We start from the raw sequence: 22,417 nt of genomic DNA on the forward strand, positions 1-22,417 counted from the left end.
TCATTTTCAGTCTAATATATCTAGTGACTGAATACGAGTTCATTGATACGTATTCACACTTACTAACATCATAGAGGCTAATAATAATGGGCAAACCTTACGTTCGTTTAGATAAAGATAATGCAGTAGTGCTTTTAGTCGATCACCAAACAGGTCTTCTTTCTCTTGTACGTGATATCGATCCTGATAAGTTTAAAAACAATGTTTTAGCACTCGCAGCAGCAGCAAAATACTTTAACTTGCCGACAATTTTAACAACAAGTTTTGAAGATGGTCCTAATGGTCCACTCGTTCCAGAATTAGTTGAAATGTTCCCTGATGCTCCATATATCGCGCGTCCAGGTCAAATCAATGCTTGGGATAACGAAGATTTTGTAAATGCTGTTAAAGCGACAGGTAAAAAACAACTGATCATCGCTGGTGTTGTGACTGAAGTATGTGTTGCATTCCCTACACTTTCAGCTCTTGCTGAAGACTTTGATGTATTCGTGATTACTGATGCATCTGGTACATTCAACCAAATTACGCGCGATGCTGCATGGAACCGCATGTCTCAAGCAGGTGCTCAACTTATGACATGGTTTGGTGCTGCAGGTGAGTTACATCGTGACTGGCGTAATGATATCGAAGGTTTAGGTGCTTTATTCGGTGAGCATATTCCTGACTATAAAAACTTAATGGTTAGCTATGTAAAGAACACCACTAAAAAATAATATTTAATAAAAGCGACCTTTGGGTCGCTTTTTTTTACCATATTCAAAACCCAAGATGATTTCTTGAACGGCTTAGTTTAACCTATGCTTAAACTTTATCGGATCAGGCGTCGAGGTGAAAATTGCATTCATTTGATGACTATTACTATTTTTATTTGGTCGTTAAATACGGCGGTTTCAGTGCTGCTAGTGACGCGTCAAATATAACTAAATCAAAGCTTAGTCGACGTATTTTAGAACTCGAAGCAAAATTTAATGTCACACTCATTCAACGTTCTACTCGCCATTTCAAAGTAACGCCTTTAGGTCAAGAATTTTTTCAAGAATGTGAAAAAGTAATCAACCAAGTTGATTGCGCTCATAATGTTTTACTTAAACAGAAAAGTGAACCTCAGGGTCTAGTTAAAATTAGTTGCCCACCCGTAATGATGCGTTATCAAATTCGCTCTTTACTCAATGATTTTTTGAAGCGCTATCCAAAAGTTCAAGTCGAGATGGAATTAACCAGCCGACGCGTAGATGTATTGCACGATGATATTGACTTGGCGATCAGAACTAATTTTTCTGCCAATGAAGACTCCACCATCGTGGTTCGTGATGTCATCAAAACCACTCATTGTTTAGTGGCAACCCCTGAGCTTTTACAGGGTCGCGTTTTAGAATATCCAACTGAAATCAATGATTTTCCAACAATTGTTTTAGGAACTCAAAAAACACACTATCAATGGAATTTGCACCGAATTGAAGGGCATGATCTCATTGAAATTCCATTACAACCACGTATTAAAAGTAATGATTTGGCTGGTGTGTATTATTCAGTGATGGATGGATTAGGTATTGCAGATCTACCTTATCTTACAGTGCAAAAGGATTTGGCAGCAGGACGGCTTATACACATCTTACCTGACTGGTGCTCAAATATAGGGACTGTGCAACTCGTTTATGCATCACGTAAAGGACAACGACTCGTGATGGAAAAACTCATCGACCACTTGGTTGAAGGTTTACGACAAGCAGCACAAAATCAAGAAGGTTATGCCTCTTAATAAAGAACCAGCACATCGTGCTGGTTCTTTACTTTTCAACTTAATTTAGATCTTACCAACAAGATCGATTGATGGTGCAAGTGTAGCATCACCTTCTTTCCATTTCGCAGGACATACTTCGCCTGGGTGGGCATGAACATATTGAGCCGCTTTCACTTTGCGAAGAAGTTCTTGAGCATCACGACCAATACCACCTGCATTAATCTCTACAATTTGAATTTTTCCTTCAGGATCAATTACAAATGTACCACGATCTGCCAAACCTTCAGATTCAATCAATACATCAAAGCTTTTAGACAATGTCCACGTTGGGTCACCAATAAGTGGATACTGAATTTTACCAATCACATCTGAAGTATCATGCCAAGCTTTATGTGTGAAATGAGTATCTGTAGATACACCATAAATTTCTACACCTAACTTTTGGAATTCAGCATAGTTATCAGCAAGATCGCCTAATTCTGTTGGACATACAAATGTAAAATCTGCAGGATAGAAAAAGACAACAGACCATTTACCTTTAAAATCTTGCTCAGAAACTTCAATGAACTCACCATTTTGATAAGCAGTTGCATTGAATGGTTTGACTTCAGTATTGATTAAACTCATGTGTTTTCCTCTATTTCTTCGTGAGAGTGTTGCTTCGTTGAAATAGAGAATACAAAAGATGATTGGATTGGTAAAACCGAAAGTATTTATAAAAACAATCGAATTTCTAGATTTAAAAGTTAATATATTTCTTTAAGAGAATGAATCAAATATAAAACACTGTTTATTTTTTGAAATTTATTCAATTGGTTTCAAATTTTTGAAAATAATACTTGTCTTTTTTCATCCCAAAGAGAAAGATCATTCACTCTGTATGATCATAAACGATTCGAGTAATATCCATTGGGCTTAACCTCACACTATGAAAGCTCACTGTTCGAGGCTTACGATTCACCATCTTTTCCCGAGATCATTAATCAAGCGCTGATCTATTTCTATAATCATTATATGAAACGATTAAAAATCTTGCTGCTCTAGCTCATTAAACTTCCTCTTTTGCACTCACCTGATGATAAGATCGATTAAAATAGACAAGACTTTCCTCTTGCGAGCTTTGTTGAATAGCTACAACTCGGCAAATAAAAATACTGTGTGTGCCCACTTGTTGAATTTGCTCAATCTCACAATCAAAACTGACTAAAGCGTCCTTTAAGACCGGGCAACCTGTTTTCAATTTACCCCATTGGGCTAATCCAAAACGTTGTTCTGCACTCAATTGACTCGATGCAAAAGCATTTGAAAGAGACTCATGTTGAGAACTGAGCACATTGACAGATAAAACTTTGTTCTCAATAAAATACTGATGAGATCGGGATGATTGATTCATACACACCAAAAGTGTAGCAGGTGAATCAGTAACGCTACATACAGCAGACGCCGTGAAACCATGCTGTCCTGTTTCACCAGCTGTTGTAATAATATTGACTGCAGTGGTTAATAAAGACATTGCGTTTCTGTAGTCTGAAGCTTCAACCATTTTTCTCTTCTCAAATATAAACTGCTAAACTCGTGCGAACCTAGGATATAGGTGATTGCACAGATGATCCATCTTGAATGTAGAAAATAAACACAGCTAAAGCACTAATTTCTTAGTTTAAGATCGCTGAACCCGTGCTTAAGGCTTCAAGTTTGTCACGTCCCTCGTGACGAGACAGTGGTATCATTCCACAGTTGGTTGAAGGGTATAGCTTATCAGCATCGACAAATTGCAAAACTTTACGCAAAGTGTTCACCATCTCGTCAAGTGTTTCAATTTGATTGGTTGCCACATCGATTGCACCGATCATGACTTTCTTCCACGAATCAGTTCAATAAGATCCATGGATATACGTGAGTTTTGCACTCTAAAGAAATGATGCCCCAACTTAGATTTTTGTAGTATCGGGAGTGACGTTTCAAAAGGACGCCGTTCATTACTCAAAATTCGTTTCCCATTTTTATTATCTTTCATAGAATAACTTTAACAAATATGTATGGCGGTTTCACATTTCAAATTTTCAAGCGCTAGCTCAAGAATAGCAATTCTCTAGACAAATCAAAATTAGCTTTGTATCAAATTACTCAAGGTCATAAATAGAAACCAATCAAGTAGCGATCTAACGTCGCTCGAATTACGAGTCTAAAAGCTCTATGATGAACTGTGCTCAGATTATTCACGGTATATTTACTTAAGACCAATCAAAATAATTCGATCAATAAACCTATCATGACTACCTAAAAAAAAGAGCCTAGATAGTGAATCTAGGCTTCTCTTATTTTTATGCTGGGATACTTGCTACTATATCCTCTCGAGACCAGAGTCTGTGATTTTGTATCGCTTTCTTAAATTTATCTTGATGATCTTTAAAGGTTTTACTACTAAAAATAGCATCATCTTGTTCGATACCAAAGTATTCGAGAAGGTTTTCTTTATCTCCAAGCAAATAAATTGGTTTAAGATGTTTAAAAGTTTCAAGAACATAGTGTTTTGCAACTCCATCAGCCTTAAATGCTTCTAGATTATCGCCATCAATAACAACAATTGCGTCATATGTAACTGACGGCTCACCATTTTGTCGACCATCTACTGCTATTTCTTTTCCATCTTTAGATTTAACTGGAGCTGCACTTGGAGCTAAAACTTCTGCAACCGCATTTTCACTTTCAGCCCATGCTTTCACGGCATCTACAGAAGTTGCATTTGCACCATTATGCACAAGTACAGCAATTTTACGTTGTTTAATATCTGATGCTGGGAAAGCCTCAATGCTAAGTTTTTCTGAAATTTTAACTTTACTTTGTTTTTTAATCGCTGGCTTATCAGACAGTTTTAAACCTAACTCATTTGCAACGTATGTCGCGAGATCCTTATCGATATTTACTAGAATTCGATCAACCACGCGTTGACGAATTTCTTCATCTTGAACTTTAGAGAGTTCAAATGCGTAAGCATCTTTAATATGCTGTTGTTCATGCTTCTTCAAACTCATATAGTGAAGTGTCGCTTGTGAGAAATGATCTGCAAAGCTTTCAGGTCGAATACGTAATTTACTTGCTTCCACATGTTCAGGATAAGAACTAAATCCCCCCTCTTGCTGCCCAATTTCTCGTGGCCAATTATCATCCACTGAATTTGGTTCATAATTTGCTTTTCCCTTGTAAACTTCATGGTTAGCAAATCCACCACGTCTATTGGTATGAAAAGGGCATACAGGTTTATTAATTGGAATTTGGTTAAAGTTAGCTGTACCTAAACGATGTAGGTGGGTATCTGTATAGCTAAATAATCTTCCTTGAAGTAAAGGATCATTACTAAAATCTATACCAGATACAATATTTGCTGGGCTAAAAGCAACTTGCTCCGTTTCGGCAAAGAAATCATCTGTATTACGGTTCAATATAAATTTGCCTAATGGAGTTACAGGTACTAATTCCTCTGGTACAAGCTTAGTTGGATCTAAAACATCAAAATCCCATTCAGAAGCTTCTTCTTCCGTGAAAATTTGAGCTCCTAGCTCCCATTCAGGATAATTTCCATTTTCGATTGCATCCCATAGATCTCGTCGATGGAAATCAGGATCTTTGCCATTCAGTTTTAATGCTTCGTCCCATACGACTTGAGCAACCCCTTGCTTTGGAGTCCAATGAAATTTGACTAAATGAGCTTTGCCTTGCGCATTGATAAGTCTGAATGTATGTACACCGAAACCTTGGATAGAACGCAAATTACGAGGAATAGCACGATCTGACATCACCCAAGTTGTCATATGTGCTGTTTCGGTATTTAAAGAAATGAAATCCCAGAAGGTATCATGTGCTGATTGTCCAGTCGGGACTTCATTCGGATCTTCTGGCTTGACAGCATGGACAAAATCAGGAAATTTAATAGCATCTTGTATAAAGAAAACAGGAATATTGTTTCCTACTAAGTCATAATTTCCTTCTTGCGTATAAAACTTAATAGAAAAACCTCGAACATCACGCACAACATCTGCTGAGCCACGTCCACCTTGAACTGTAGATATCCGCGCAAAAATAGGGGTAGGATTGCTGGTATCAATCAGAAATTTGGCTTTAGTCCATTTTTCATTGCCTTTATACGGTTCAAAATATCCATGAGCACCAAATCCTCGAGCATGGACAACTCGTTCTGGTATACGCTCACGATCAAAGTGAATCAGTTTGTCACGTAATAGAAAATCTTCTAACAGTGTAGGACCGCGCTCCCCTACTTTAAGACTATTCTGATTATCAACTACAGGAACCCCTAGTGAAGTCGTAAGTGTTTTACCTTTAGGGTCGACATAGCTATCCTGTTCAAACTGTTGAATTTTTGCATTGCTACTGATCTTTTTCTTACTCATGTTATTTTCCTTATTACATAGTTGTTAAGATAATAAGTTGTGCTTTATAAATTGAACTTACACAGGTCACTATTTGTACAGCAATTTATCTTAGTATGTTAAAAAGATATTCTCATTATAGTTTTACTTAAAAATAACAATGTTAAAAAATGAGTTATCCAACTTTTATTCACATAATTTTCGGATATTTTTTATAAAATCATCATTGGTATGTATGGGGTAAATCTTAATCGTGATCTATATAATTCTGTTACTAGTATTATGATTCTATTTCCATAAAAGTCTAATTTTTCGCATTAGACTTTTATGAAAAATATTTTTAAATCATAATCTTATATAGATTATTAAATCCCAAGAAAAAAGATCGGCCATCTAAGTTTATTTCAAATACTTCACCTGATTCGACTTCAACTTGTTTAGAAACTTCTACAAGAATTTGTCCTCTCATCGTATTTTGAACTTTATGAAATGGGATAATGTTAATTCGAATGGTTTCACCATTCACTGCTTTTGCTGTAGTCCAGCCATTAGAGATATTCATTTTCACTTACTCATTCATGAGCTCATGTAAAATTAAAAATAATATTAAATATTTAAATCGAGAGTATGGATTCTGATATCGAAGAGGCTCAAGCCTATAATTCAAATTACAATTTTACATTAGCATGTATTTAATTATAAAAAGCCCACAATGAGATTGTGGACTTCTAAGATCGGCATGGTGCGAGTTCATGCTCTGCGTTAACTGTTTAGACATCATAGATATTAAAATCTATAAGTTGAGAATACGCAATTCTAAGTTCTATCTAAACACTTCCGTTTCGCTTACGGATTCGATCAACAACGATTATACCATAAAAAATACTTTATGGTTTAATTTTAATATTTAAATGAGTTGGTAAATTTTACCAGTATTTAAACTATGAAAATTTAAATCAAAACTAGGTCTTATATTTTCATTATCAACAGTGATAAATTTAATATTTATTTGAGATAAGTTCGAAGCATGCTGCGAAGTATTAAATGTACCTATCACTGCATATTTAACTTCAAACTGATCTTTCACCTCAATTAATGAGGTATTCATGAAATAGCTACAATATCACTTGCTTGTAAGCCACGCTGACCTTGTTGTACAACAAATTGAACTCGCTGTCCTTCGACTAGATTCTTGAAACCATTTGCTCGAATTTCACTAAAATGAGCAAATACATCTTGACCATTATCTACAGCGATAAATCCGAAACCCTTAGTTTCGTTGAACCACTTAACTGTACCAGTTGTTAAATTAGACATCATTTATTTCCTATATTATGTAATGAATAATTAGAAAAAAATTTTGAAGATAGACTTTTAATAGAATGAAAGATGTAATTAATATCAGATCAAAATAAAATTAGTAAACAATAAAATTATAATTCTAGAAAACCAATATAACACATATTTAATTGATTTATTGATTTAATTTTCTTTAATAAAAAAACCTAACTACAGATCGACCGCAATTAGGTTGTAAACTTTTAAATTAGTTTTTAATTGGTAGCGGGAGCTGGATTTGAACCAACGACCTTCGGGTTATGAGCCCGACGAGCTACCAGACTGCTCCATCCCGCATCAACAAGTGCATTTGTACGCTAATTTGAGATATATAGCAATCTAAATAATTTATTTTTATCAAAAACTATAAAATCATTATCGTTACTAGATAAATTATTCAGATAATTCTGTTTTAAATTTTTGATGTAAAGACCTATACAAATTGAGTTTAAATTTTTCATTATTTAGTAATAATATCGACTCTTCAGCCCAAGTAGCCTTTCCCACATCTAAACCAGAATGATTCAATGCCCAATCAGATATATACCCATAGATAAAAGAGTTATCAGCAAAGACCCATTTTACGATCTTATTTTGTTCATTCAGAAACACCTTATATGTAGGTAATGAACCAAAAAAACTAAATTTGGTGTATATATATTTGTAATGTTCGTTCATAGAATTATTTTAAAAAAAAAGATGAACCATAATAGCAGTTTTATGTGTTTTAACTCATAAAAAAAATATCGCTTGTAAAATCAATTCGAGGTTGATTTTAAAATACGGATTCACTTTTTTTTCAAAAAAAATTAATGATCACATGAAGGTCTTCTCGATCACTTTTTCAAGAATAATTTTAGAATTAATGTTGGCTATGCCTTTAATTTTGTTTAACTTATTAATAATAAACTGGGAAAACCCATTTAAATCTTTGGTGGCCACAAAGAGAACGTAATTCGAATCCCCTGTAATGATAAAAGCATTGATCACTTCATCAAAATTACGAATCTGACTCAGAAAGTGCTGATGATCTGATTCGGTCAGCTGATTGAGTTTAATCTCGACAATCGCCTCAACTTGAATACCCAATTTTTCATAATTAATTTTTGCTTGGTATTTTTCGATGACTCCATTATTTTCTAAAATTTTGACACGTCGATGACATGCTGAAGCAGAAAGATTCACTAAATCTGCCAATTCTTGATGACTTAGTCGTGCATTTTGTTGTAATAGTCTTAAAATTTTATGATCAATAAGGTCTAAATTCATTCCTAAATATCATCCTGATTTTTTATATTTGATTCGAATACTATCCAGTTTTAGAACAATTTCAAGCATAATTATCGGATAAATATGAAAAAATGCCGTGATAAAATCGAATGAAATAACACGGACTAAGTTAGGTTAAAAATGATTACCTTAGATCAATGCAAAGCATGGGATGCTCAAGACAAACTAAGCCACTTAAAGAATGAATTTGCTTTACCTGAGAACACCATTTATTTAGATGGAAATTCCCTTGGGGCACGCCCTAAATCTGCTTTAACACGTGCTCACGAAGTGGTCAGTCAAGAGTGGGGAGAAGATCTCATCAATAGCTGGAACAAAGCGGATTGGTGGGGATTATCGACTCGGTTAGGTGATAAGGTGGCTCAGCTCATTGGGGCAAATCCAGGCGAAACGGTGATCTCTGATTCAACCACACTCAACTTATTTAAAGCACTCTCTGCTGCTGTCAAAATCCAAGCTGAAATCGCTCCTGAACGTAAAGTAATTATTGCGGAAAAGGACGTCTTCCCGACTGACCTATATATTATTGAAGGTTATATTGACCTTGTTCAAAAAGGCTACCAACTGGTTTTAATCGAACATCCTGATGAATTAGAAACCACTCTGAAAGCCCATCAAACGGCAGTTGTGGTGTTGTCACATATCAATTACCGCTCAGGCTATTTCTATGACATGAAACAGGTCAACCAAACGATTCATCAACATAACGCTTTGGTCATCTGGGATCTATGCCACTCTGCAGGCGCTGTTCCAATCGATTTAAACAAGACCCAAAGTGATTTTGCCGTAAGTTGCACATATAAATACCTTAATGGTGGACCAGGTTCTCCTGCCCTCATTTGGGTACATGCAAAACACCAAAATAAATTTTGGCAACCTCTTTCAGGATGGTGGGGGCATCAACGTCCTTTTGATATGGCTGATCACTACGAGCCAGCTCAAGGCATTCGTCGTTTTTTATGTGGCACCCAAAGCATTTTGTCCATGAGTTTGATCGAATGTGGTTTAGATGTGTTCTTAAAAACTGACATGCAAAAGATCCGAGAAAAATCTCTAAATTTAACGGATCTCTTTATTCAATTGGTTGAACAGGAATGTGCTGAATTTGGTTTTGAGTTAATTACACCAATCGATCATTTACAGCGCGGTAGTCATGTGAGTTATTGCCATGAACACGGCTATGCCATTGTCCAAGCGCTTGTTGCGCGTGGTGTGATTGGAGATTACCGAGAGCCAGCCGTGCTCAGATTTGGGGTCACACCTTTGTACCTAAGCCATGAAGACATTTGGCATGCTGTTCAACATCTTAAACAAGTGATGCTGAATGAAGAATGGAAAAATGAAAAATATTCGGTGCGAGGTCAAGTAACTTAATTCAGTTACTCACTTTATATCACCATGGCCAGGAGGGCTTATGAGTAACTTCGATAAAATTCAAACACGCGAAGCAGGATTACATAAAAAATTAACCGCTAAACAAATGGGCATGATTGCAATAGGCGGTGCCATTGGCACCGGTCTATTCATGGGTAGTAAATTTGCCATTAGTTTTGCAGGACCTGCTGTCATTCTAAGCTATGCGATCGGCGGATTAATTGCTTTTGCACTAATGGCTTGCTTGGCAGAAATGACTGTACAACACCCCACTTCAGGCTCGTTTGGTGCTTACGCTGAACATTATATAAATCCACTTTCTGGTTTCTTAGTTCGTTATAGCTACTGGGCATGTATCGTGTTGGCTGTAGGCACAGAAATTACCGCCGTGGCTGACTATATGAAACTTTGGTTTCCTCATGTCGGTTCAGGTATTTGGATCGTGTTTTTTTCAACCGTACTTCTCGCAGTAAATGCTTATAGTGTCAAAGCATTTGGCTTAGTTGAATATTGGTTTTCGACGATCAAAGTGTTTGCCATCATTGTGTTTATTCTGTTGGCAATAGGTATTTTGACGCAAGATCCAAATCCTCATCAAGCGCTAACTCACAATCTCACTGCACATGATGGCTTTATGCCAAATGGATTTAAAGGTGTTTGGATTGGTGTCATTATTTCTATTTTTAGTTATCTCAGTATCGAAATGATCGCGGTTGCTGCAGGTGAAGCCAATGATCCTGAAAAAGCAGTTAAATACGCTTTCAAAAGCACTGCGATTCGCTTATTTCTATTTTATTTACTATCGCTGAGTTTAATTGTCACTCTCGTTCCATGGACTCAATTGATAGCACCAGGTGCAACCAGTCCTTTCGTGTCTGTTATGCAAATTGTCGGCATTCCTTTTGCTGATCATATTTTAAACTTCATTGTGATTGTGGCAGCACTGTCCGCAATGAACAGCATGTTATATATCTCAACGCGTATGTTATTCAGTTTGTCACGTTCAGGAGATGCACCTAAGCTGTTTGGTAAAATTCGTAAAAATGGGGTGCCCATCAATGCCTTGCTACTTTCGGCAACAGGTATTGCCGTGGCGAGTATTGTATATAGCATTAATCCCGAATCAGCATTTCCAATCATGATTGCACTGTCCATGTTTGGAGCTTTATTTACTTGGGGGGCGATCTTTGCCACACACTACTTCTTCAGAAAGAACTTGGCAAAAAATAATATCCACCTCAAATACAGCATTCCTGGTAGTCGTTATATTTCCTTTATCGGTTTGTTTGCCATTCTTGCAATCACGCTTACCACATGGTTTACGCAAGAATTTAAATCAACTCTCCAGTTTGGCGTGCCTTTTATCGTGATGTTAATCATTTTCTATCAAATGAAGAAATCATCCTTAAAGCATCAATTAACTGAAAATGAACAAGCCTAGTAAAGGAGCTGTAAATCATGCTCTATGACAACTCGAAAACTGTGGTGGATGAAAATCAGATCTTGTCTGATTTTCAAAAAATGAGCCAAGCGACTTATATGCAACACCATCATATTGCCGATTTACAGTACGACTTTCAGCGAAGATCTACACTGGATTTTTTCCCCACACCTGTTGCCACCAATACTACTGTTATTTTTATACATGGTGGTTATTGGCAATGGTGTGAAAAAAGGGATTTTGCCTTTGTTGCTGAATTTGTTTTAAAGCAAAATGCTCAATGTGTGTTGGTTGAATATGATTTAGCGCCTCAAAGTAGTTTAAATCTGATTAATCTACAAATTCGCAAAGCGCTCGATTATATCCACAAACAAACTTGGATCAGCTCCAATGTCATTGTGGTTGGGCATTCTGCCGGTGCCCATTTGGCTGCTTTAAATTTAGATCACCCCCTGATTGGGTCAGCGGTATTACTCAGTGGTATCTATGACCTAAAACCGATTCAAGAAACGCATTTAAACAAGGCGCTAAATTTATCTGAGCTAGACATTAAAAACTTAAGTCCAGTTGAACATTCTACACACTTTGCGAAGCCCTGTACGATTGCGTATGGACTCGATGAGTTACCAGAACTGAAATGGCAGAGCCAAAAATATTATCAAATTCGACAGCAACTAGAGCCTGAATTCACGCATCTCTTGAGTTTTGTAGACACTAACCACTACTCCATTTTGGAACGATATTTTCAATCGACAAAGACAACCTAATTTCTACTCAGCTTTAATCAGCAGAATCACCAGCTTAATTTATATTTAGTCACACGGATGTTACTATGTCAAAACCATGCTTTTACAAGCTATTGCTTTCCTGCACCTTTATTTTTTCAAATCTTACATTTGCCGAGATAACACTCATTGATGAACAGCAAATTGTGAGTGAATCCGATCGTTTAAAACTCACCACGTCTGGTAGTATTCGCCTACAAGCCTTAAATTTCGATCATTACGATCAATCTAACGAAAATCAGAAATATCGCAGAGATGGCTATAGCTCAAATAGCCGTATTTATGCCAATGCTGATTATGCATGGAATGAACGTTTGCATTTAATTGCAGGCTATCAAAACTATATCAATCTTCCCAAGATGCTGGATTGGGACGGTCATTACCGTTCCTCTGATGAAAACATCACCACCGAACAGGCGTATATTGGTCTGCGAGATTCAGAATACGGTACCGTTAAATTTGGAAAAATCTATAGTATTTATTACGACATTGTAGGTGCCAAAACTGACCTATGGAATTACTCAACCTTGGCTCAGCCCCAAACGTGGAGCCCTGTCGCTTATACAGATGGTACGCAAGCAGCTCATAAAACTTTACGTTATGAGTTCAAAATGGATAAAGCAAACTTATATGCCAGCTATTTGTTCAAGGATAGTACGACGGTCGCAGATACGGATGTGCAATATCAACGTAAAAATGGTGCCGAATTGGCAGTTGATGTACATTTAAATAAAAATTTAAGTTGGGCGACCTCATGGAAGTACAACGATGCTAGTCTGAATAATCAACAAGATAAACATGATTTAAAGCAAGAAATTTGGGCAAGTTCATTATTTTATTTTGATGGAAAATGGATGCTTAGCTTTGGCGCTGGTTGGTATAAAAATCTAGTTCCAAATTTTGATGCTTACAGTGAATCGAGCGATTTTCAACTTCAATCATTGCTGAATACTGAGGCTTATGGCGTTGAATTTTATGCGGGACAGCACTTCAAGATTGAAGAATACGGTATCAAATTCATTCAGCCCTATATCATGGGAAATCAACTTGAATATACCAGTGGCTCAGAGTTTAAACGCCGTGATCTCGGTGTTGGTATAGCAGCTAGATTTAACCATGGTTTTGGATTTGATTATGAACGTTTATATACACATGATACGTTCCAAACCCCAGATATGCATTTATTCCGTTTACGTTATGAATGGTAAATTCTAATTTTAGAGTAACTATCATGCAAAGCCTTGATATGCTCATAGGCTTTGAATGATGACACATTGATTCAAATATAATGTCACAATGCTCTGCTCTTTAAAATGATTCAATTTATTTGATACACAACATCTCAATTAATTTAATATTTTTAGAAAGTTGCATTGACATGGGTTCAAAATAAATCGTACCGAATGAATTATTATCATCTGCGGCTTTACCTTGCGGCGTAAAACGCTGGCTTTTTACAAAGGCTCTGGCTTTATTTTGACAATCAATTTGATGAACGGCTTGTATGTAGCCCTTTGGTTTGATGTTTAATGAGGGCACGCCATGTTCATACACATATTTATAGTCAATTTCAAAAATATGCGAGGCTTGATCGAGTGATTTAATGGTCATTTTATCAATATAAGACCAGCCCCCATCATCCCGATCAAACATGGTCCATTGTGGTGATTGTGCTAAACTCATGCTGCTACACAGCACACAAGTTAAAAATATAATCCCGTCTTTCATTCAACTATCCCTAATTCAACTATGAACAAACGTTTTACTATATCACCATAAAAACAAAAAAACCCTTTGTTATACAAAGGGTTTTTAACTATTTAATTCATTGTTAAATAATAAAAAACATTAAAATTTAACAAAAACTACTCTCAGGTATGTGTCAGAACGGTAAATCATCATCTAAATCAGATGGTGCTGTCGCCATTGGCTTCGGCGCTGGTTGATTTTGTGGCTTTTGGAAGCCTTGGTTAACGTTGTTATTACCATAACCAGCTTGGTTACCATAACCGCTACCTTGATTATTATTGTTATAACCACCTTGGTTGCCATAACCACCGCCTTGGTTGTTATTAAAACGTGGTTGATTATAACCTTCACCACCATTTTCACTTTGCTGACGATTATTAGAATCTAACATCTGCATTTGTTCGCCACGAATTTCAGTCGTGTAACGTTCTTGACCATTTTGGTCTGTCCACTGACGGGTACGTAAAGAGCCTTCAATATAAACTTTTGAACCTTTACGTAAATATTGCTGTGCAATTTCACCTAAACGATTATGTAAGACGATACGGTGCCATTCTGTTTGTTCTTTGCGTTCACCTGAGTTTTTATCTGTCCAAGATTCACTTGTCGCAATTGAAAACTGCGTTAATGAACCACCATTGGGAAATGTTTTTGTCTCAGGATCTTTACCTAAAGTACCAACTAAAATAACTTTATTCACGCCGCGCATGTGCTCTAATCTTCCTATTCGATTCTATGTTTTACTTTATAAGAGTTATGATTAAATGGCTACCTCTTTACCCAACAAGTGCGTTAAATGTTGTCGCGCAGTGTCATCTAACTGCTGCTTATCAACTTTGACATAGACCACTTGTTGATCAGTCATCACCACGACCTCTTCAATACCACGAATTGCCAGTAACTGAGAAGTCCATTCATCTGTTTCTTGGACTTTGGGCAAACTCAAAATCAGTGATGATAAATAACGTGGCTGCTTTAATCCAAAACTAATCAACAGCCAAAGAATGGCAATTCCTGTCAGTACCCCCCAGCCTAGAGCAGTGTTATTTAACATCAGCAATTGCCCACCCAGTATACCGCCAAAAAAAGCACCTAAGAATTGACCACTGGCATTTACACCCATTGCTGTCGCTTTGGATTGGATAGGTGCTGCCTTCGATAACCAAGATGGCAGTAGTGCTTCCATCACATTAAAGGCAATAAAGAAAAGACCTAAACCAAGCAACAAAATGTATTTCGATTCAAATCCAAAAATCATCACGATCAAACCGGCGATGATCCCAGCAATCGCAGTCAGAAAAATACCTCGCATTTTTCGATATTTTTCAGCAAGAATGATACTAGGAAAAGCAAAAAATAAACTGATTACCAATAAGGGAAGATAGATCAAACCATGCTGAGCTAAAGGAATATCTGCAAAGTCAATCAATTGAGAAGGCACATAGATGAACATCGCCGTCAGCAATAAATGCAAAGCAAACACAGAAACATGTAAGCGATTTAAATCGCCCATTTTCAAAACTTGTTTTAGCTGAGTGAGATAACCTTGCTGAAAATTTTTATGATGACGTGTTGTTTTGGGAACAAGAAATAGCATTGCAATGGCAAGTAATCCCATGAGTGTGGTCACCCAGAATAAGCCTGAAATACCCACCACGCTGGTCAACCATGGCCCTAAACTAAATGCAATAACGAAAGAGAGACCAATACTCATCCCCATCATTGCCATCGCCTTCATACGATTTTCTTCACGCGTAACATCTGCCAATAACGCCATGACGACAGCAGAGACAGCTCCACCCCCAGCTATTGCACGCCCTATAATCACACCATAGATTGTGTCTGACATTGCTGCGATTGCACCACCCAAGGCAAACAACAATAAACCCAATACGATCAGCGGCTTTCGGCTATAACGGTCTGCAATCAAACTAAAAGGAATTTGTAGTATTGCCTGAGTCAAACCATACACACCTACGGCCAAACCAATCAAAGCAGGTGTTGCATATTCATAAGCCTGTCCCGCAACAGAAAAGACCGGGACAATCATAAACAGACCTAACATTCGCAATGCAAAAATGCTGCTCAATGCAAATGTGGAACGGCGTTCTAAGGCATTCATCATAAAATTTAGGTAATCGCGTGATTTCTATGTCTACTTTGATTATAGAATATTCGGCTGATGAACAGGCATGAATTTTATTTGAAATAAAGATCAACACCATCTGTTTTCCCTAGGGCAAAAGCCTTAAGCCAAAAAAAGCACAGCTTGTGCTGTGCTTTTTTGATTTATTCATCTAGCCTTGTAGCGCTTGACGCTTCTTATATTGAATAGATGCAATCACTGCCCAAACAATAAATGCTACACCAATCAGACCTGTAACCACTTCAGGAACATGTACGCCTGTACCACTCGCAATCATAATGAAAGCCAATGCACCAATTGCATAGTGCGCACCATGTTCTAAATAGATGTAAGCATCTAAAGTGCCTTTCTCAACGAGATAGATGGTAATAGAACGAACAAAGATGGCACCAATCGCGAGACCTAACATAATCACCACAACATCTGAAGTAATGGCAAAAGCACCAATCACACCATCAAAACTAAATGATGCATCCAATACTTCTAAATACAAGAACCCACCGATACCTGCTTTGACTACGCCTGTTGGCACACCATTACTATCGTGACCAATTGCATTACCATTTTCATCAATTTCAGGCTCACCACCCAGCAAATGGCTCAGTACTTGTACCCCAATATAAATGACGATGCCCCAGATACCCGCCATAGTCACGACTAAGCGTTTAGCTTCATCAACATTAGCTGCCATGATCAGTAAAGCCACTAAAGCAACAAATACAGATAGTGCAGGTACAGATGCCAATTTCGCTAAACGACGCTCAATCCATTTGAACCAATGCGTGTCTTTACCATCATCCAAGAAAAAGTTAAGGAATACCATCAATAAGAATGCACCACCAAATGCTGCAATTTCAGGATGATGATTCATCAGTCGTGCCGAATATTCTTTAGGGTCATTTAATGCCAAATTGACAACTTCCATCATGCCCATATCCGCTGTGACCGCGACGATCACAATTGGGAAGATTAAACGCATACCAAATACTGCAATGAGAATACCTACAGTCAGGAAAAGCATTTTCCAAAAGTGATCCCAATGACGAAGCACTGAAGCATTGACAACAGCATTATCAAAAGAAAGTGAAACCTCCATCACAGCTAAAATTGCAGTGATGGTCAGTACGGTGAACATGGTCTTGAGGCCAGCTTCTGGACCATGGGTATAACCCCAATAGGCAGACAGCGCAAGACACACGATCGTGAATACGATAGAGAAACCAAAATGTTTCCACATAATCTAGCGACCTTATAAAAATGATGTGAATCAATAAAAATTTTACAAAACATAAACTTAGAATTTTTATATGACGAATATTAAACGAAGTCTGTGCTTAGTGATTTGTAAAAATTCTATGAATTGAATGTCTGATTTCTAGTGCAAAATGACACTCAATTAAACTGTGCTAATTATGACGATTTTTCAAAATTAATCCAAAGTTCTTCGTATGATTTTTTTGTTGAAGATGATGTATCGCTCAAGCTAGTTTTGTAACGACAAATTGATATGATCTTAGATGATACCTAGAGATGATTTTATTCAGGATGGATTTATGCGTTTTTCAGAAGCCGTTTGGCAACGAAACTACGATTTATATCAAAAAACATTAGCACTCCCTTTTAACCAAGAGCTGGCGCTTGGAACACTCGATCGAGAAGTTTTTTGCCATTACGTCATCCAAGATGCGCATTACCTAGTTGCCTATGGTCGAGCATTGGCTATTTGTGGTGCTAAAGCATATGACTCCGATGCCATTATTCAATTTACGCAAGGCGCTAATGAAGCAATTGTGGTTGAACGTGAACTGCACAATGGTTTTATGCACGAATTCGGCATCACTAAAGCTGATTTTGAAAATACACCTTTGACTGCTGCTTGCCATCATTACACCTCATTTCTGACAGCTACTGCATGGTCAGAGAGTTATCCTGTCGTTTTAGCTTCATTACTGCCGTGCTATTGGATTTATGCTGAAGTGGGCAAAGACATTCTTAAACGTAATATTGCAAATAATCCTTATCAAGCTTGGATTGACACTTATGCTGGCGAGCATTTCAACGAAGAAGTACGAAAAGTCATTGAAATTATTGACCGTGTTGCGGCAGAAAGCGATCAACATACCATTGAAAAAATGCATCAAGCTTACACACGAGGAGCTGAACTCGAATATTTATTCTGGGATAGTGCCTATCATCAACGTCAATGGTTAAGCCTAGATCACTCATGATGCTATCACCTGCATAACCAAATTAAAGGTCGGTGATCTAAACTGCATTGCCGACTTTCAGGCTCATTTCGATTTAAATGGATTTAAGACTGGATTTTAAAGCAAACTTCAAGCACAATTATTATTGATAATAATTCTCATTATCATAAATAAAATTTACTTGAGGTTTTCTATGCAACATTCACTGGGAACAGAAGCAATCCGTGCATATTTCACTTTACAATGCTGTTGGTTAAATAATGAAGAAGTTTATTTAGAAAAAGGCTGTACACACTGTGGATCTGCTGCCACATATCTCATTTATTTTACCAATCATCATATTCAAAATTTAATGCTCGACTTCATTGCTCAATACTCTTGTTCAAGCTCTATACGTTTTGATTTTCTAGATTTACAACATTTCGAAGCCGAATATAACAATTTTCTTCAACACTTAGAAAAAGAAGTAAATTTTTACGCACGTCAACATCATGCTATTGAAAGACATATATGTTTTGAACAGGTGGACTCTATTTTCGAACGTCACTATTCACGTGCTTGCTGATCAATATTCACCCGAAATTCACTTATATTTAACATCCTATGGCTCATCATGACATCAAATTTGCGAATTGATTCTGTCTTGTTCATCTATTTAAAATCAGATTGCAGGAGCTCTCAAAGCACTTTACATTGGACTTTTGCTGTTCAATGAAATTTTACCGACATAATTTGTCGTGTTTTATTTTTCATTTGTGCTTGAACAAAATTAAATCGCTATCATATATCACCTTCACTCAGCATATTTTCGAGATGTTTTATGAGCCAAAGTCATATCCGTATTCGAGGCGCACGCACCCATAACTTAAAAAATGTGAACCTTGATATTCCACGCGATAAGTTCGTGGTGATTACGGGACTTTCAGGTTCAGGTAAATCTTCACTGGCTTTCGACACCTTATATGCAGAAGGTCAACGTCGCTATGTGGAATCTTTATCTGCCTATGCACGCCAATTCCTGTCACAAATGGAAAAACCTGAAGTCGATTCGATTGAAGGTTTAAGCCCAGCTATTGCCATCGAGCAGAAATCAACCAGTCATAACCCACGTTCAACGGTCGGTACGATTACTGAAATTTATGACTATTTACGTTTGTTGTATGCTCGAGTGGGTACACCCTACTGCCCTGAGCATGACTTGCCGATGGTGGCACAAACCGTGTCGGAAATGGTTGATGCGGTTAAAGCACTTGAAGAAGGTACGGCTTTATTGTTACTTGCTCCTGTTGTACGTGAGCGCAAAGGGGAATACACCAATTTATTTGAGCAATTACAAAGCCAAGGTTTCGTCCGTGCACGTGTAGACGGTGAAATCATGGAAATTGATCCACCGCCTGAACTGGATAAGAAGAAAAAACATACCATTGAAGTCGTGGTCGACCGTTTTAAAGTCCGCGATGACTTAGGCAACCGTATTGCAGAAAGTTTTGAAACCGCACTGCGTTTAGGTGGCGATATTGCAATTTTGTCATGGATGAAAGGCGAACAATCTGATCGTGTGTTCTCAGCAAAACACTCATGTCCTGAATGTGACCGTGCCGTTGCCGAATTAGAACCTCGTCTGTTTTCTTTTAACAACCCATTTGGTGCTTGCCCCGTCTGTGATGGTTTAGGGACACGCAGCCATTTTAGTTCTGACAAACTCATTCCAAACCCCGAAGTCAGCATTAGCCAAGGGGCAATTCGTGGTTGGGATCGTCAGCGTCCATACTATTACAGCATGATTGAAAAAGTCGCTGCACACTTCGACTTCTCTCTTGATACGCCGTGGAATGAACTTGATGCGGATACCAAAAAGAAATTCCTTTACGGTACAGGCAAAGAAAAAATTGACTTAAGCTATATCGATGAACGTGGTCGCCGTCATAACCGTGTGATGGCTTTCGAAGGGGTTTTACCACATTTAGAACGTCGTTACCGTGAAACTGAATCAAACTATGTACGTGATGATTTAGCTCAGTATTTATCGAATGCTGCATGTGACGCTTGTGGCGGTTCACGTCTCAATGAAATTTCACGTCATGTGCGTGTCAAAGACAAAACCATTGCCGAAATCACCAAAATGTCGATTGGCGATGCTGAAAGCTATTATCAAGATCTCAATCTTGAAGGCGCCAAAGGTGAAATTGCCGATAAGATTTTTAAAGAAATTCGTGAGCGTTTGCACTTCCTTGTATCCGTAGGCTTGAACTATTTAAGTCTATCTCGTTCAGCCGAAACCTTATCAGGCGGTGAAGCACAGCGTATTCGTTTAGCTTCGCAAATTGGTGCTGGCTTAATGGGCGTGATGTATGTGCTGGATGAGCCATCGATTGGTTTGCATCAACGTGATAATGACCGTTTGCTTGAGACTTTGGTTCGTTTACGTGACTTGGGCAACACCGTTTTAGTGGTAGAGCATGATGAAGATGCCATTCGTGCAGCGGATCATATTATTGATATTGGTCCTGGTGCAGGGGTGCATGGTGGTCATGTCATTGCCGAGGGGACTTATGATGAATTGGCAGCCAATGAAGACTCTCTGACCGGCAAATACTTGTCAGGCAAGTTAAAAATTGAAGTGCCAAAAACGCGTGTACAACCACCAAAACCTGATGAGCAAATTAAGCTGATGGGTGCATGTGGTCACAACTTAAAGAATGTCGATTTGACTATTCCATTGGGTGTTATGACTTGTGTAACAGGTGTTTCGGGTTCAGGTAAATCAACCCTCATTAACCGCACCTTATTACCGCTTGCAGCAACACAATTGAACGGTGCAACCACGTTAACCGCTGAAAAGTTTGATTCGATTGATGGCTTACAATTCCTCGATAAAGTCGTGGATATTGACCAAAGCCCAATTGGACGTACACCGCGCTCAAACCCTGCAACCTATACAGGTTTGTTTACGCCAATTCGTGAACTCTTTGCTCAAACCCCAGAAGCCAAAGCACGTGGGTATGCCGCAGGTCGTTTCTCGTTTAACGTGAAAGGTGGTCGCTGTGAGGCTTGTGAAGGCGACGGTATGATTAAAGTGGCGATGCATTTCTTACCGGATATGTATGTGCCATGCGATGCCTGCCACGGCAAGCGTTATAACCGTGAAACTTTGGAAGTCGGCTATAAAGGTAAAAACATTTCTGACGTACTCGAGATGACCGTTGAAGATGCAATGCATTTCTTTGATGCGATTCCTGTCATTCATCGTCGTTTAGAAACTTTACATCAAGTTGGTTTAGGTTATATCCGTTTGGGTCAGTCGGCAACCACGCTTTCAGGTGGTGAAGCACAGCGTGTGAAACTTGCGCGCGAACTTGCCAAACGTGATACGGGTAAAACCCTGTATGTGCTGGATGAACCAACCACAGGTTTGCATTTCCACGATATTGCCAAACTTTTAGATATTCTTCATGAGCTACGCAATAAAGGTAATACCATTGTGGTGATTGAGCATAACTTAGATGTGATTAAAACTGCCGACTGGATTGTGGACTTAGGTCCTGAAGGTGGTGCTGGTGGCGGTATGATTATTGCTGAAGGTACACCTGAAGAAGTAGCGAAAAATAAGGTTTCGCATACGGCGAGATTCTTAAAGCCGATGTTGAAATAATCTCCCCCCTTACGGATTAATGCTCCTCATCTTTGAAAAGGAGGGTTAGGGAGGTTTCAAAATAATAATTTATTATGCTAATACGGTGATTCATTCACCGTTTTTTTTTCTTATGACTTTATTAGAAATATTAGATACAGCTATTAAAATTGGTTTAGGTGCGCTCATTACAGGGATCATTACTTATTTCAATCAAAAGGCAAATTTGAAGGCACAACAAAATAAGGAAAACAAAGAGTTTAATCGTAATCTTTTAACAAAAATTTCTTCTATATAGAGGAAATAAATCATTTAATTTTAAAAATT

The 22,417-nt window shown here is 37.8% G+C and carries 20 protein-coding genes, 1 tRNA gene and 1 pseudogene; 9 read left to right on the top strand and 13 right to left on the bottom strand.

Annotation, left to right across the window (positions count from 1 at the left end):
* The first annotated feature begins 86 nt into the window (after window positions 1-86).
* Together ycaC and AC1M9H_RS02820 are read left to right on the top strand one after the other, a co-directional pair.
* A complete protein-coding gene (gene ycaC, locus AC1M9H_RS02815) occupies window positions 87-713 on the top strand; it encodes an isochorismate family cysteine hydrolase YcaC (RefSeq protein ID WP_035267592.1) in 627 nt (208 codons plus the stop codon).
* 122 nt (window positions 714-835) lie between these two features.
* On the top strand, window positions 836-1,759 hold the full coding sequence (locus AC1M9H_RS02820) for a LysR substrate-binding domain-containing protein (RefSeq protein ID WP_035267593.1): 924 nt from the start codon (window positions 836-838) through the stop codon (window positions 1,757-1,759).
* A 45-nt stretch (window positions 1,760-1,804) separates the two neighbouring features.
* On the opposite strand, the gene ahpC is transcribed toward AC1M9H_RS02820, so the two are convergent.
* From ahpC to gigD, 9 genes and pseudogenes are all read right to left on the bottom strand, one after another.
* The gene (ahpC, locus tag AC1M9H_RS02825; RefSeq protein ID WP_481609752.1) at window positions 1,805-2,368 is read right to left on the bottom strand and encodes an alkyl hydroperoxide reductase subunit C; all 564 of its coding nucleotides are present in this window, start codon (window positions 2,366-2,368) and stop codon (window positions 1,805-1,807) included.
* 421 nt (window positions 2,369-2,789) lie between these two features.
* On the bottom strand, window positions 2,790-3,284 hold the full coding sequence (locus AC1M9H_RS02830) for a flavin reductase family protein (protein WP_481612716.1): 495 nt from the start codon (window positions 3,282-3,284) through the stop codon (window positions 2,790-2,792).
* 112 nt (window positions 3,285-3,396) lie between these two features.
* Window positions 3,397-3,830 (bottom strand): annotated as a pseudogene (locus AC1M9H_RS02835) (uroporphyrinogen decarboxylase/cobalamine-independent methonine synthase family protein); the annotation flags it as partial.
* 235 nt (window positions 3,831-4,065) lie between these two features.
* A complete protein-coding gene (locus tag AC1M9H_RS02840) occupies window positions 4,066-6,150 on the bottom strand; it encodes a catalase (RefSeq protein WP_481612717.1) in 2,085 nt (694 codons plus the stop codon).
* 319 nt (window positions 6,151-6,469) lie between these two features.
* A complete protein-coding gene (locus tag AC1M9H_RS02845; protein ID WP_035267598.1) occupies window positions 6,470-6,691 on the bottom strand; it encodes a hypothetical protein in 222 nt (73 codons plus the stop codon).
* A gap of 345 nt (window positions 6,692-7,036) precedes the next feature.
* Complete coding sequence (locus tag AC1M9H_RS02850) at window positions 7,037-7,237, bottom strand: hypothetical protein (protein WP_092766478.1); 201 nt, start codon at window positions 7,235-7,237, stop codon at window positions 7,037-7,039.
* Window positions 7,234-7,446 carry a cold-shock protein gene (locus tag AC1M9H_RS02855; RefSeq protein WP_035267602.1) on the bottom strand — a complete coding sequence of 71 codons (213 nt, stop codon included), beginning with the start codon at window positions 7,444-7,446 and terminating at the stop codon, window positions 7,234-7,236. The genes AC1M9H_RS02850 and AC1M9H_RS02855 overlap by 4 nt, the downstream gene beginning before the upstream one ends.
* Before the next feature lie 241 nt (window positions 7,447-7,687).
* Window positions 7,688-7,764: transfer RNA gene (locus AC1M9H_RS02860), tRNA-Met, on the bottom strand.
* A 519-nt stretch (window positions 7,765-8,283) separates the two neighbouring features.
* Window positions 8,284-8,736: an Lrp/AsnC family transcriptional regulator GigD gene (gene gigD / locus AC1M9H_RS02865; RefSeq protein ID WP_092766480.1), complete on the bottom strand. Its 453-nt coding sequence runs from the start codon at window positions 8,734-8,736 to the stop codon at window positions 8,284-8,286.
* A gap of 141 nt (window positions 8,737-8,877) precedes the next feature.
* Between gigD and kynU the strand changes: the two genes are divergently transcribed.
* From kynU to AC1M9H_RS02885, 4 genes are all read left to right on the top strand, one after another.
* Entirely contained in the window at window positions 8,878-10,131 is a 1,254-nt protein-coding gene (kynU, locus tag AC1M9H_RS02870; RefSeq protein WP_481612718.1) for a kynureninase, read from the top strand.
* 40 nt (window positions 10,132-10,171) lie between these two features.
* Complete coding sequence (locus tag AC1M9H_RS02875; RefSeq protein WP_180028467.1) at window positions 10,172-11,572, top strand: amino acid permease; 1,401 nt, start codon at window positions 10,172-10,174, stop codon at window positions 11,570-11,572.
* A gap of 17 nt (window positions 11,573-11,589) precedes the next feature.
* Window positions 11,590-12,339 carry an alpha/beta hydrolase gene (locus AC1M9H_RS02880; RefSeq protein WP_481612719.1) on the top strand — a complete coding sequence of 250 codons (750 nt, stop codon included), beginning with the start codon at window positions 11,590-11,592 and terminating at the stop codon, window positions 12,337-12,339.
* A 164-nt stretch (window positions 12,340-12,503) separates the two neighbouring features.
* The gene (locus tag AC1M9H_RS02885) at window positions 12,504-13,565 is read left to right on the top strand and encodes a porin (RefSeq protein WP_481612720.1); all 1,062 of its coding nucleotides are present in this window, start codon (window positions 12,504-12,506) and stop codon (window positions 13,563-13,565) included.
* A gap of 115 nt (window positions 13,566-13,680) precedes the next feature.
* On the opposite strand, the gene AC1M9H_RS02890 is transcribed toward AC1M9H_RS02885, so the two are convergent.
* The 4 genes from AC1M9H_RS02890 to AC1M9H_RS02905 form a co-directional block, all read right to left on the bottom strand.
* Window positions 13,681-14,085 carry a hypothetical protein gene (locus tag AC1M9H_RS02890; RefSeq protein WP_481612721.1) on the bottom strand — a complete coding sequence of 135 codons (405 nt, stop codon included), beginning with the start codon at window positions 14,083-14,085 and terminating at the stop codon, window positions 13,681-13,683.
* A gap of 154 nt (window positions 14,086-14,239) precedes the next feature.
* Window positions 14,240-14,815: a single-stranded DNA-binding protein gene (gene ssb, locus AC1M9H_RS02895; protein ID WP_092766486.1), complete on the bottom strand. Its 576-nt coding sequence runs from the start codon at window positions 14,813-14,815 to the stop codon at window positions 14,240-14,242.
* 51 nt (window positions 14,816-14,866) lie between these two features.
* The gene (locus AC1M9H_RS02900; RefSeq protein WP_035265762.1) at window positions 14,867-16,231 is read right to left on the bottom strand and encodes an MFS transporter; all 1,365 of its coding nucleotides are present in this window, start codon (window positions 16,229-16,231) and stop codon (window positions 14,867-14,869) included.
* A gap of 172 nt (window positions 16,232-16,403) precedes the next feature.
* Complete coding sequence (locus AC1M9H_RS02905; protein ID WP_179999088.1) at window positions 16,404-17,489, bottom strand: DUF475 domain-containing protein; 1,086 nt, start codon at window positions 17,487-17,489, stop codon at window positions 16,404-16,406.
* Between the two features lie 316 nt (window positions 17,490-17,805).
* Here AC1M9H_RS02905 and tenA point away from each other — a divergent pair, with 316 nt between their 5' ends.
* The 3 genes from tenA to uvrA all read left to right on the top strand — a co-directional run bounded on the left by tenA (window position 17,806) and on the right by uvrA (window position 22,111).
* Complete coding sequence (gene tenA / locus AC1M9H_RS02910) at window positions 17,806-18,480, top strand: thiaminase II (RefSeq protein WP_481586851.1); 675 nt, start codon at window positions 17,806-17,808, stop codon at window positions 18,478-18,480.
* 172 nt (window positions 18,481-18,652) lie between these two features.
* Window positions 18,653-19,024 carry a hypothetical protein gene (locus tag AC1M9H_RS02915; protein WP_481612722.1) on the top strand — a complete coding sequence of 124 codons (372 nt, stop codon included), beginning with the start codon at window positions 18,653-18,655 and terminating at the stop codon, window positions 19,022-19,024.
* Window positions 19,025-19,279: 255 nt separating this feature from the next.
* Window positions 19,280-22,111, top strand: a complete 2,832-nt coding sequence (gene uvrA, locus AC1M9H_RS02920) for an excinuclease ABC subunit UvrA (RefSeq protein ID WP_180028471.1) — start codon at window positions 19,280-19,282, stop codon at window positions 22,109-22,111.
* Window positions 22,112-22,417 lie beyond the last annotated feature (306 nt).

It is taken from the genome of Acinetobacter sp. ANC_7512 (genome assembly GCF_056779935.1).